Origin of the sequence: Burkholderia sp. 22313 (assembly GCF_052045245.1) — a bacterium.
GTDB lineage: Bacteria > Pseudomonadota > Gammaproteobacteria > Burkholderiales > Burkholderiaceae > Burkholderia.
In genome coordinates, this window is the sequence record NZ_JBQEON010000002.1 from 219,039 (window position 1) to 231,254 (window position 12,216).

10 protein-coding genes are annotated in these 12,216 nt (G+C 64.8%); 7 read left to right on the forward strand and 3 right to left on the reverse strand.

From position 1 onward, the window contains the following. Window positions 1-7: 7 nt before the first annotated feature. Window positions 8-841 carry an SDR family NAD(P)-dependent oxidoreductase gene (locus tag ACTJKF_RS02715; RefSeq protein ID WP_440622009.1) on the reverse strand — a complete coding sequence of 278 codons (834 nt, stop codon included), beginning with the start codon at window positions 839-841 and terminating at the stop codon, window positions 8-10. Window positions 842-951: 110 nt separating this feature from the next. Here ACTJKF_RS02715 and ACTJKF_RS02720 point away from each other — a divergent pair, with 110 nt between their 5' ends. Continuing rightward, the gene (locus tag ACTJKF_RS02720) at window positions 952-1,857 is read left to right on the forward strand and encodes a helix-turn-helix domain-containing protein (RefSeq protein ID WP_440622144.1); all 906 of its coding nucleotides are present in this window, start codon (window positions 952-954) and stop codon (window positions 1,855-1,857) included. Here the strand turns inward: ACTJKF_RS02720 and benC are convergent. Further along, window positions 1,854-4,427 carry a benzoate 1,2-dioxygenase electron transfer component BenC gene (gene benC / locus ACTJKF_RS02725; RefSeq protein ID WP_440622010.1) on the reverse strand — a complete coding sequence of 858 codons (2,574 nt, stop codon included), beginning with the start codon at window positions 4,425-4,427 and terminating at the stop codon, window positions 1,854-1,856. The two genes, ACTJKF_RS02720 and benC, sit on opposite strands and share 4 nt — an antisense overlap. 402 nt (window positions 4,428-4,829) lie before the next feature. After that, window positions 4,830-5,750 carry a LysR family transcriptional regulator gene (locus ACTJKF_RS02730; protein ID WP_440622011.1) on the reverse strand — a complete coding sequence of 307 codons (921 nt, stop codon included), beginning with the start codon at window positions 5,748-5,750 and terminating at the stop codon, window positions 4,830-4,832. A gap of 96 nt (window positions 5,751-5,846) precedes the next feature. On the opposite strand from ACTJKF_RS02730, the gene ACTJKF_RS02735 reads away from it, so the two are divergent. The 6 genes from ACTJKF_RS02735 (at window position 5,847) to ACTJKF_RS02760 (ending at window position 12,216) form a co-directional block, all read left to right on the forward strand. Beyond that, complete coding sequence (locus ACTJKF_RS02735; RefSeq protein ID WP_440622012.1) at window positions 5,847-6,797, forward strand: ketopantoate reductase family protein; 951 nt, start codon at window positions 5,847-5,849, stop codon at window positions 6,795-6,797. Beyond that, window positions 6,794-7,186, forward strand: a complete 393-nt coding sequence (locus ACTJKF_RS02740) for a VOC family protein (protein WP_440622013.1) — start codon at window positions 6,794-6,796, stop codon at window positions 7,184-7,186. Before ACTJKF_RS02735 ends, ACTJKF_RS02740 begins: the two co-directional genes overlap by 4 nt. A 2-nt stretch (window positions 7,187-7,188) precedes the next feature. After that, window positions 7,189-7,647, forward strand: a complete 459-nt coding sequence (locus ACTJKF_RS02745; RefSeq protein ID WP_440622014.1) for a MaoC family dehydratase — start codon at window positions 7,189-7,191, stop codon at window positions 7,645-7,647. Next, window positions 7,647-8,867 carry a CaiB/BaiF CoA transferase family protein gene (locus ACTJKF_RS02750; RefSeq protein ID WP_440622015.1) on the forward strand — a complete coding sequence of 407 codons (1,221 nt, stop codon included), beginning with the start codon at window positions 7,647-7,649 and terminating at the stop codon, window positions 8,865-8,867. Before ACTJKF_RS02745 ends, ACTJKF_RS02750 begins: the two co-directional genes overlap by 1 nt. After that, the gene (gene aroE / locus ACTJKF_RS02755) at window positions 8,867-9,700 is read left to right on the forward strand and encodes a shikimate dehydrogenase (RefSeq protein ID WP_440622016.1); all 834 of its coding nucleotides are present in this window, start codon (window positions 8,867-8,869) and stop codon (window positions 9,698-9,700) included. Before ACTJKF_RS02750 ends, aroE begins: the two co-directional genes overlap by 1 nt. Window positions 9,701-9,984: 284 nt before the next feature. Beyond that, window positions 9,985-12,216 (forward strand): ATP-binding protein, encoded by a 2,232-nt coding sequence (locus tag ACTJKF_RS02760; protein ID WP_440622017.1) that lies wholly within the window; start codon window positions 9,985-9,987, stop codon window positions 12,214-12,216.

Sequence of the window (12,216 nt, forward strand, 5' to 3'; positions counted from 1 at the left end):
TCACGGATTACTTTGCAGGCACTGCGTTGAAACCAGGACGTGGAACCTGGTCCATGAGCATGCAGTTCAGACCGCCATCGGTGAGAATCTCTGCGCCGTTGACGTAGGCCGCGAGGTCCGAGGCCAGGAACAGTGCGGGTCCTGCCAGATCTTCCGGTTCACCGATACGACGCGAGGCAACGACTTGCGCACGACGCTCTTCGAAACCCGGCTCTTCATAGAACCTGGCCGACAGTGCGGTACGGATCATGCCGGGGAGCACGCAGTTCGAGCGCACACCACGGGGCCCCCACTCTGCTGCCAGTTGGCGCGAGAGCAGGAGCACGCCTGCCTTGCCCGGCGAATACGAGCCGCTATTCGTCTGCGGGTTGAGTGCTGCGATCGAAGCCACGTGAACGATGCTGCCCTTGCCTGCGGCCAGCATATCCTTGCCGAACGAACGAGCGCACAGCAGGTAGCCCGTCAGGTTCACGGACAGTGAGAGATTCCAGTCCTCGATCGAAACCATTTCCAGCGAGCCAGCGCGGAGCAAGCCCGCATTGTTGATCAGGGCGTTGACCGGGCCCATCGTGGCACGCACGTCGTCAGCGGCAGCGACGACCGACTTCTCATCCGATACGTCGCAAGCGAAGGGCAATGCAACCAGACCCTCATCACGCAGCGACGAGGCTACGGCCTTCGCACCTTCGAAGTTTTTATCCACGAGAGCAACGTGGGCCCCCACGCGCGCGAACGCCTGTGCGATGCCGGCACCGATACCCGAGCCCGCGCCTGTCACGACAACAATCTTGCCATTCAGGTGCAGCCCAGGCTGCGCCGGATTTTGAATTTCTTGACTCATATGGATACCCGACTTTTTGGAAGGTTACTTCTATGGAGAATCGTTCCGCCATTTCACACACTGGCCAAGTATGTGACAATGGACAAACTACTCAAATAGCAGGACAAACCGTGCAACGCGAGCGAAATGCGATTTCGAACTTCGTGCTCTACGGAGCGGAGAGCAATGCCCCCCACGACGATATGGTTCATTACGAGCCTATCTCACTGCGTGCCAGTCTTTTCGACTTCGAAATCGAGCCTCACGTCCACCGTGCCCTGATCCAGGTGCTATACATCACCCACGGTGGCGGAGAGACGTCGATTGACGGCAGGACCTGGACATTTCAGGCCCCCTGCCTCATTTCGGTCCCTGCACAATCGGTGCATAACTTCCACTTCGCGAACGACATTGAGGGACACGTTGTTACGGCGGCTCAGCCAGCACTCGAATCCGTGATCATGGCCTTGGCCCCAGATCTACTGGAATTCGTTCGAACGCCGGCAGTTCTGTCGGGAATACTCAACCTTGACAAGGGCACCCCGCTAGAGACCGTTTTTCAATCGATCAGACAAGAGACGCTGGTAGACGCGCGTTGGCAGTTCGCTGCGGGTGCTGCACAGATGATTGCCTTGTTCGTTAAGGTTGGACGTCTTGGCGAAAGTGCGAAACTGGCAGCCAATCCCGAGCAACGAACACTGGCCGACAGAATTGAAAAATTCCGCGCCCTGCTCGACAAGCACTGTCGTGAACGCCGGCCAGTCGGTGAGTACGCCAAAGCCATGGGCGTAACCACCGGCCAACTTTCCCGAATCTGCCATGCCGCATTTGGTACTTCAGCGATCGAGGCTATCGACGCGCGTTCTATCCATGAAGCAAAACGATTACTCGGCTATTCAACGATGAGCGTGAAGCAAATCGCCAACGAACTAGGATTCCAGGATGAAGCCTACTTCGGCCGTTTCTTCCGCAAACAAGTGGGAGAACGGCCAACCGAGTATCGTTCTAATGCCCAAGAGCGATTCCTGCTGGGTTAGCGGCCCGTGAGCTTGACAAACAGGTGCTCCGGTCCCGAGTTCGTCAAGTTGTTGCCACGCACGTACTTGATTTCCTTCGTGGCATCGAGCGAGATCGAAGCCACTTTCTGTGCCAGCGCACGCACCGACAGCAGCGTCTCCAGCTTCGCCAGCGGCATACCCAGGCATTTGTGCATCCCGTTTCCGAAGCCCATGTGTGCTTCGTTATCGCGGTCGATGTTGAACGTCTCACCGTCCGGGAACTTGCGCGAGTCACGGTTGGCCGAGGACAGCAGCAGTCGGATGATCGAACCCTTCGGGATGTGAACGCCGGCGACCGTCGTATCGGCGGTCGTCACGCGGGACACGCGTTGAACGGTGCCACGATAGCGTGCCGTCTCTTCCACGAACTTCTCGCAGTCGTCCATGTTGGCGCGCAATCGTTCGAGGTGGTGCGGCTGCTCGGCCATCATGCGGAACGCGTTGGCCACCAAGATAGTCGTCGTGTCGTGGCCGGCGATGAACACGAACGAGCACAGCTCCTTTGCCTCTTTCTCGCTGAGCAGCCCGTCCTTCCACATACGTGCGATGTGCGCGCCAATCGACCGGCTGTCCGTGTCCATGAGCTTCAGCATTTGGACGCGGAGGTATTCCCAAAAATCGTTAGCACTCTGCTCATCGGTGCCGGTGCCCAGCGCGTTACGTGCAATACGTCCGAAGTACGAGAAGGTTTCATCCGACCAGAACTTCATCTTCTCTTCGTCTTCTGCCGGAACATCCAGCATGGCCGAAATCGTGCGAATCGACAGCGGAATCGAGAAGTCCTGAACCACGTCGCCACCGCCGTTGGCAATCATCGCATCCAGCAGTTCGTTGGCACGTGCGGTCACCGCTTCAACAAACGGATCGATTGCCAGCGGCGTAAACGACGGTTGCAGAATCGTGCGCAGACGCGAGTGTGCTTCGCCGTCAAACAACGTGAGGAACGTGAGGGGCACCGGCTTCACCACTTCTGACGAGAACAGCTTCGTATTACGAACGGCCTTGAACACGTCTTCGTAACGCGAGAGGAACCAGACGTCGGACGTCGTGGACTGGCAGCGCAGAACCGGTGCGTTTTCACGCATCCACTCGTAGTGAGCGTAGGGGTCGCCCTGCGAACCGTCGTCAACGACCTTGAACGGCTCCATGCCCGCGGGCCATTTCAATTCATGCGAGTATGCAGGGAGCGCGGTCGCCGGCGTCTGGTCGATCATCGCGTGGAACGGGCAACCACCGGCCTTGGCTTCGTCAGCCAGAGCCGACATCGCCCCGGAATCATGCTTCACGTGCTTGGCCAGCGCCTTCATCACGAAATCGTTTTGTGCGAATTCTGCGTACAGCTTGACCAGCTGATCATCGCCCGTTGCTCGAACCAGCGCATTTTGTGCCGCAGCGAAGGCCCCGAACGTCTGGATCTGATCTGCGTTCAAGCGACCGAGCAGCAAGCCCAGTTCGAAAGCCCTGGCCGCGTCCGAGGACGAAACGGGCGCGTCCACCACTTGCGATACGACGACAGAAGCCGCAGCCGGAGCAACAGCTTGTGCAGGCGCTGCCGTCGCGAATTTTTCATAATGGAAACTCGCGGGATTCACGTTCTGGTCCTTGAGATACTTGCTTACCGCATCGACCATCGCGGGCGGCCCGCACAGGTAGATGTCGACTTCGCCGTCATTGAGCTGAGCGGCCTCGATGTGATCGGTAACCCAACCCTTGCGCGGGTGAGCGCTCGTCTTGTCCGCGATAACCGTTGCGTACGTGAAACCGGGGATCCGCTTCGCGTATCCCTCGAGTTGATCGACGCACACCAGATCGTTGTCCGTATTCACGCCCAGGATCAGGTGAATCGGATACTTGCTGCCGCCGCTTTTCAGGACCTCGTCAAGCATCGACAGGAACGGTGCGAGCCCCGTGCCACCGGCCAGCATCAGAACCGGACGCCCGATTTCTCGCAGATGGAAACCGCCGTATGGACCCTTGAACTCGATCGCAGCACCGACCTTCGCCTTCTCGGCCAGCCACGTGGACATCAGGCCTTGCGGCACATTGCGCACCAGGAACGAGACGTCACCGTCTTGGGGGCCCGAGGAGAATGAGTAGCTGCGCGTCAGATCCGTGCCCGGAACCGTCACGTTCACGTATTGACCGGCCTTGAATTCGAGCCCAACACGGTCGTCGAGTTTGGCGGCGAATGCAATGGTGCTTTCCGAAACGCGCTCGATCGACGTCAGACGGCCTTGGTGCACGCGAGCGCTCTTGCCCGTCGAACTCGACGCGATCTGGATCACGCAGTCCGACTTCGGGCTCATCTGGCATGTCAGGACTTTGCGCTGAGCCAGCTCTTCCGCGCTGATGGTTTCATCCGTGCAGTCACCCGTCGTGTATTCTCCGGATTCGCATACGGCCTTGCAGGTACCGCACACGCCGTCACGGCAATCGAGAGGGATATTGAGTTTGGCGCGAATCGCGGCGTCGGTAACGCGCTCGCCCTCTTCGCAGTCGATAAGCCGAGTTACGCCGTCTTCAAAATTGAGGGTGATCTGATAGACCATAGTGCGCTCCGTATGCTGAACCGAACGATCAGACTGTTTTTAGTAGGAGCACTCTATGGCCAAATTTTCACATGCTCAACGGACAGACCCTCCATTTAACAGGACAAAACCTGCATCCTGGAAAGGGCAAATGTAAGACGAAAAAGCCACCCGAAGGTGTAATGCCGTGTCCGCGCCGACGGGATTTCGAGCCGGGGTGGAGATATGCTTCGTTGTCCGAATACGAACTTTCATGCCTGTTCTCGACGGCGACGCCTTTGCCGGGGAAGACTGGATACCCGGCCGGCGTCCGCGTCCTGCAACCGGCAATGGCACGCGCGGCATCAAACGTAACGTGACAGTACGATCCCGCCGTCGCCGTGCGGCCGTCCGCAGTGATCGATCACGAGCGCCACCCCACCCTCACCGCGCATCCGCGAACAACTGCACCACGACCCCGCGCAGCCAGCGATTGCCGGCTTCATGGTGATATCGCGCGTGCCAGTGTTGTCGCACCGCAAAACCCTCGACCTCGATCGGGCACGCATGAACCGTCAGGTCATTGGCCCGGGCCAGCGTCTCGCCGATATGGCGAGGCAGCGTCGTGATCAGGTCCGTGCTCTGGATGATTGCGCCCAAACCGAGGAATCCGGGCAATTCCAGCACGACCTGACGTTCGATGCGCGCCCGCACCAGCGCCTGGTCGAGCAGCTGCGCGCCCGTTCCGGCGGTAATGGCCACATGGCCCTCCGACCGATACTGCTTCACGCCGAGGCGAGCGCGAATCCTCGGGTGATGGCGATTGGCCAGGCACACCCAGTCCTGGTCGTACAGCTTCTGCTGGTAGATGCCGCCGCCCAGCCACGGCACATAGCCGATCGCGAGATCGGCCTCGCCCGACTCGAGCGCCCGTTCCGTGTTGCCGTCGATCCGCGCCGCCTCCAGCCGGACCCCCGGCGCCTGCGCGCGAACGTGCGCCAGAAGCCGCGGCAACAGCGTGACATGGCTCGCGTCGGTCATGCAGATGCGAAACCGGCGCTGGGCCGTCGCCGGGTCGAACGCGATCTCCCAGGCCGCGAAGCGCCGCAACGATTCGAGGATTTCCCGGCACGGGCCGATCAGCGCGTCGGCCTGCGGCGTCGGCGCCATGCCGCCGGGCGTTCGAATGAACAGCGGATCGTGAAGGTGTTCCCGCAGGCGTCCGAGCCAGATGCTGACCGTCGGCTGACTCTGTCCGAGTTGCTCGGCCACGCGGGTCACGCTGCGCGCGTCATACAGCAGATCGAAAAGCTGGAGCAGCTTCAGGTCGGGAAGATCGGTCGGAATCATCGCATTATTGTCCATTGCAATGACGCCATTGTAGTCATTGCATTGTCAGCATGACGGGCAACTTCTATCGTGCAGCGATACGTCAACCCTGCATGACATCGGAGAAACCCCATGAAGATTGCGATGCTGGGCGCCGGCGCGCTGGGCTGCGCGATTGGCGCCGCCCTGACCGAAGGCGGCCACGAGACCTGGCTGATCGCCCGCTCGCCGTCGCACGTCGGCGCGATGTGCCGCGACGGCCTCCAGGTCGACGATCCGAGCGGCTCCCGACGCGTGAGCGTCCGCGCGACGACGCGCTCGGACGACGTCGGCGTAGCGGATCTCGTGATCGTGCTGGTCAAGTCGTTTCACACCGACGCGGCGATGCGCGGCGCGCGGGGGCTGATCGGGCCCGATACGCATGTGCTGTCGCTGCAGAACGGCCTCGGGCACGAGGACATCCTCGCCGACGTGGTCGGCCGCGAGCGTGTGCTCGCCGGCAAGACCTACGTCGGCGGCGTGCGGCGCGGCGATGGCCACATCGAATCGGGCGTGGCCGGCAAGCTCACCTGCATCGGCGAGCTCGACGGGCGCATCACGCCCCGTATCCAGGCGATCGCCGACGCATTCAACGCCGCGGGCCTCGCGACGACGGTCAGCGACAACATCGTCGGCGCGATGTGGGACAAGCTGCTGGTCAACGTCGCCACGGGCGCGCTGACCGGTATCACCGGGCTGACCTACGGGCAGCTCTACAGCGAGCCGCTGCTGAAGGCCACGGCGCTCGCGGCCGTCGCCGAAGCGATCGAGACCGCGCAAGCAGCCGGTGTCGGGCTGTCGATGACGGACCCCGAGCGCGCCTGGACGCTGGCCGCGGAGGGCCTGTCCCCCGCGTTCAAGACGTCGATGCTGCAGAGCCTGGAGCGCGGCGCGATGACCGAAATCGACTTCATCAACGGATCGGTCGTGCGCTGGGGGCAGCGTTACGGCGTGCCCACGCCGGTCAACACGACGCTGGTCGCGTGCATCAAGGGTATCGAGCGCGCGCTGGCCGATCGCCAATCGAAGGAGGTTGCCGCATGAGCGCGACCCGAGCCTATCTGGAGCACGTCGCCATCTGGGTGAAGGACATCCATTGGCATATCCGGTTCTTCGAGGACGTGCTCGGCATGACGATGCGCGAGGTGGACGGCACCGTCGACGCGCCGCGGCAGTACTGGACGCTCGGCGGCCTGCAGTTCATCCATGCCCCGGCCTGGGACGGCCCCGAGGGCCGGCTCGGTCATCTGGGCGTGATGTGCGAGGACCTGGAGGCCGCGCTGGCCGCGGCGCAGGCGTACGGCGTGACCGCCATGCCGCAGGGGCGGAACTGGCTGCGCTTGCCGGACGGCCTGGCCGTCGAACTCATTCAGGCGATGCCGGCCTCCTGCGTCGCGCAGGCGCTGGCGATCAACCCGCGGACGGAGGCATGACCATGACGATCGTCGAAAAATACTGGGACGATGCCCGCGAAGGCGACGCGTGCACGAGCCCGAGCTACACGGTGACCCAGGCGCGTATCCTTGCGTACGCCGATCTCACCGGCGACCACACACCGGTGCACGTCGACGAGGCGTACGCGAACGCGAGCCACTTCGGCTGCATCGTCGCGCACGGCCTGTTCGGGCTGTCGATCGCCGACGGCCTCAAGACGCAGAGCGACTACCGCTTCCTGCCGGGCATGTCGCTCGGCTGGACCTGGGACTTCCTGCTGCCGATCAAGGTGAACGACGTGCTGCACGTGTCGTTCCGCGTCGGCTCGATGCGGGCCAGCACGAGCCGACCGGGCTGGGGCATCGTCGTGCTGCCGTCGGAGCTGGTCAACCAGAACGGCCAGGTCGTCCAGCGCGGCGAACACCGGCTGATGGTGCCGCGCCGGCCGGGAGCATTCTGATGCAGGCCCGCCCTCTCGAAGGCATTCGCGTCGTCGACTACAGCCATTTCCTCGCCGGCCCCTATGTCGGGCGCTGCCTCGCGGCGCTCGGGGCCGAAGTGATCAAGGTCGAACGCCCCGGCACCGGCGACGCCGGCCGCCAGCACGCGACGGTGCTCGACGACCAGCAAAGCGGCTATTTCCTGCAGCTCAACATGGGCAAGCGCGGCGTCAGCGTGAACATGAAGGACGCGCGCGGCAAGGCGTTCATGCAGCGGCTGTGCGACTCCGCGGACGTGTTCATCGAGAACTACCGGCCGGGCGCCCTGGACAAGCTCGGACTGGGCTATGCCGAGTTGTCGGCACGCAATCCGGCACTCGTCTACTGCTCGATCTCGGCATACGGACACACCGGTCCCGACGCGCATCGCGCAGGCTTCGGGCTGATCGCCGAGGCCAGGAGCGGCATCATGCAGATGGTCGGCACGCCGGGCGAGCGGCCGCCGCTGTTGCGCATCTCGCTCGGCGACATGTACACCGGCATTCACGCGGTCGCGGCCATCAACGCCGCGCTGCTGGGGCGCGTGAAGAGCGGCCGCGGCCAGCACATCGACATGGCGCTGTACGACACGCTGGTCTCGATGCACGAATACGCGGTCCAGTGCTATACGCTGCAAGGCGTGCTGCCCGAGCAGACCGGGCACGACATGCCGACTTCGACGCTCTACGGCGTATTCCGCGCGGCGGATGGCGATCTCGTGATCGCCGCGCAGGTCGACGACGCATGGAAACGCTTCGCCGCGCTGATCGAAGCGCACGGCGGGCCGGCCGGCTTCGGCGCCGATACGCGATTTCACGACAGCGTCGGACGTAACGCGCATCGCGTGGAGATCCTGTCGGTCGTCGAGCCGTGGGTGGCCGCCCATTCCGTCGCGTCGGTACTCGAGTTGCTCGATCGTATCGACGTTCCGTGCGCGAAGGTACAACGCATCGACGAGGTCCTGGCGGATCCGCAGATCGAGGCCCGCGGCATGGTCGTCGAGCAGCAGCACCCGCGCTACGGAACCCTGCGCCTGCCGAACCTGCCGTTCCGGTTCTCCGATTGCGATACGACGATTCGCGACGTCGCGCCCGATCTCGGGCAGCACAACGCCGACGTCGCCCGTTCGCTCGGGTTCGAACCCGCCGAAATCGAAGCCATGCAGGCCGATGGCGTGCTCTATTCAAAAGCGAGCCAGTGATGACTGACCAGTACGCGGTGATCGGCCACCCGATCGGACACACGAAATCTCCGCTGATCCACGGCATCTTCGCGCAAGCGACGCGGCAGGACATGCACTACGCGGCCATCGAGGGCCCGGTCGCGCCGGAAGGCGCGTTCGCCGCCGTGGTGCGGGCATTCGCCGCGAGCGGCGGCAAGGGCATGAACGTCACCGCCCCGTTCAAGCTCGACGCGTTCGCGCTGTCGGACGAACGCAGCGAGCGCGCAACGCTTGCCGGCGCGGCCAATGCGCTCAAGTTCGAAGGCGGACGCATGCTGGCCGACAATTTCGACGGCATCGGGCTCGTGCGCGATATCGAACTCAATCTCGGCCTGCCCATGGCCGGCAAACGCGTGCTGATGCTCGGCGCGGGCGGTGCGGCTCGCGGCGCGCTGCTGCCCTTCCTCGCGGCCGGGCCGGCCGAGATGGTGATTGCGAATCGCGACGTCGACAAGGCGCGCGCACTGGCCGGCGAGGTCGCCGGACGCGGGCCGCTGACGACGTGCGGCTATGCCGATCTCGTCGCGATGGGACGATTCGACCTGGTCGTCAACGCCACGTCGGCGAGCCTCGCCGGCGCTCTGCCGCCCGTCCCGCCGGGCGTGTTCCACCCGGCAGGGGCTGCGTACGAGCTGGCTTACGGCAAGGGGTTGACGCCCTTTCTCCGGCTGGCACGCAATGCCGGCGTGCGCAGCCTCGCGGACGGCGTCGGCATGCTGGTCGAGCAGGCAGCGGAAGCGTTCGCCTGGTGGCGCGGCGTGCGTCCCGAGACCGCCGGCGTGATCGAACGACTCACGGTCCCGCTCGACTGAAGGCGTTCACACGCGCTCGCCGGTCGAACGCGGTGCCTCGGCGTAAGGCCGGATCCGGCAAGCGCCATGCCGTCGTCCGGCCGCGCCGAACGTGCGTCCATTCGACCCATCCTCGGCAGGATTTACAAATTCGGCATCACGCGGCATCGGCCACACCCGCCGAGCCCACGCGGCAAGGCCGCCCGGCCGGAACAGGGATGCGGCACACGCTTTGCTCGCCCAGCCCCGATATGGCGGCAGCCGCCGGATCGCCGGCCGCCGGCGGCATCGCATGTGCGTGAGCTATGAAAACTGCCCCTCTCCTGCTGGAATCGGCGCCGCTGCGGGCCGATCATTTCGTCCAGTTTTACGAGTCCGACGCGCAACTCGCGTCGGAAGTCGCGTCGTTCGCGGCCGATGCGCTGCGCGACGGCGGCAGCGCAATCGTAATCGCGCGGCCCGACCACCTCGCCGCGGTGTACGAACACCTGGGCACGCTCGACGGATGCAGCGGCGGGACGGCCCGCGACCGCATCTTCATGTCGAGCGCGCAGACGCTGCTCGACAGCTTCATGGACGGCGACCTGCCCGATCCGGCACGCTTTCGCCGTTCGATCGGCACGATCGTCGAAGCCGCGGTGCGCGCCGGCCGGCCCGTGCATGCCTTCGGCGAAATGGTCGCGCTGCTGTGCGCGCAGGACCGGTACGCCGGCGCGTTGCGGCTGGAGGCGCTGTGGAACGAGCTGATCGAGCGGTACCGCTTTTCGCTGTACTGCGGCTATCCGCACGATGCGTTTCCGAGCGCCGAGCAATCGGAGATGTTTCGCCACGTGTGCGCGCTGCATCGCCGCATCCTGCCCGCCGCGTCGCTGCGCAACGACGAAAACGAGCTGCACCTGACACTGGCGCTGTCGCAGCAACGCTCGCGCGCGCTGAGCGACGAGATCCGCCGCCGTGAGGATGCCGAACAGCAACGCAACGGCGTGCTGATGCACGCGCCGTTGCCGATCGCATTGCTGGCGGGCCCGGCGCACCGGATCGTGCTCGCGAATCATCGCTTCTCCGCGCTGTGCGGCCGGACCGACATCGTCGACCAGCCACTGACGTCGGTGCTGCCCGGCGGCGATACGCCCGCGATCGAGCGCGCGCTCGATGCGGCCCGCGCGCAGGGCCGTTCGACGACGATCGGCGAACACCGCGACCGGCTCGAGCCGGACGGCACGCGTGTGTACCGGCTGCATTTCAATCCGCAACCGCTCGCGGACGGCCTCGGCGTGATCGTCAGCGCGGTCGAGGTGACCGAGCACGTCGCCGCGCGCGAAAAGCTGGTCGCCGCGAACGCCGAGCGCGACCGGCTGCTCGGCGAGTTGCGCGACGCGAACCAGGCGAAGGACCAGTTTCTCGCGGTGCTCGGTCACGAGTTGCGCAACCCGCTGACGCCGATCTCGCTCGCGCTGGAGCTGATCCGCAACCGCGACGGTCACGCGACGCCGAACGAGATCGCGATCATCCAGCGGCAGCTCGACCACATGGTCCGGCTGATCGACGACCTGCTCGACGTGTCGCGCATCACGCGCGGCAAGATCACGCTGAAGAAGGAAGCCGTGCGGCTCGCGGACATCGTCGACCATGCGGTCGAGGTCGCGAGCCCGCTGCTCGAGCAGCGCCGTCATCGCCTGCATGTCGACGCCGATCCGGACACGCGCTGCCACGGTGATCCCGTGCGGTTATCGCAAGTCGTCGCGAACCTGCTGACCAACGCGGCGAAATACACGCTGCCGGGCGGCGACATCACGGTGCGCGCGACGCGCGGCGCGGACGGCACCGCGCTCGTCGAAGTCTGCGACAACGGCGCCGGCATCCCGCCCGATCGCCTCGACAGCATCTTCGAGCCGTTCTACCGGCTCGACGGCGAAACGAAGCAGGCCCACGGCGGCCTCGGCATCGGCCTCGCGCTGGTGCGCAGCCTCGTGAACCTGCACGGCGGCACGGTGCGCGCGGACAGTGCCGGCCCCGGCTGCGGCAGCACGTTTACGATCGCGCTCCCCGAATACCGGCCGAAGGCCGTGGCGGTGGCCGCGCCGCAGCCGCCGCCGGGCATTCGCGACATGGCGCCGGGCAGCACCGGCCGGCGCGTGATGCTGGTCGACGACAACGAGGATGCCGCCTCGACGCTCGCGCAATGGCTGCGCGACGCCGGCCACGAGGTCGCGGTCGTGCACGACCCGGTGACGGCGCTGGCCGCCTACCGCGCGTACCGCCCCGACGTCGCGATCCTCGATATCGGGCTGCCGGTGATGGACGGCTACGAGCTGCTGCGGCGGCTGAAGGCGATCAACGAAGTCACGCCGTGCATCTTCCTTGCGCTGACCGGTTATGGCCGCAACGCGGACCGCGAGCGCTGTCTCGCGACCGGGTTCCTGCAGCATTTCGTGAAACCGGTCGATCCGGCCGCGCTGCATCTCGCGATGAGCCGGCCGGGGCCCCTCGGCGATGCGCACGACGGCACCGGCACCGGCGCGGAAGCCGGGCGCTGA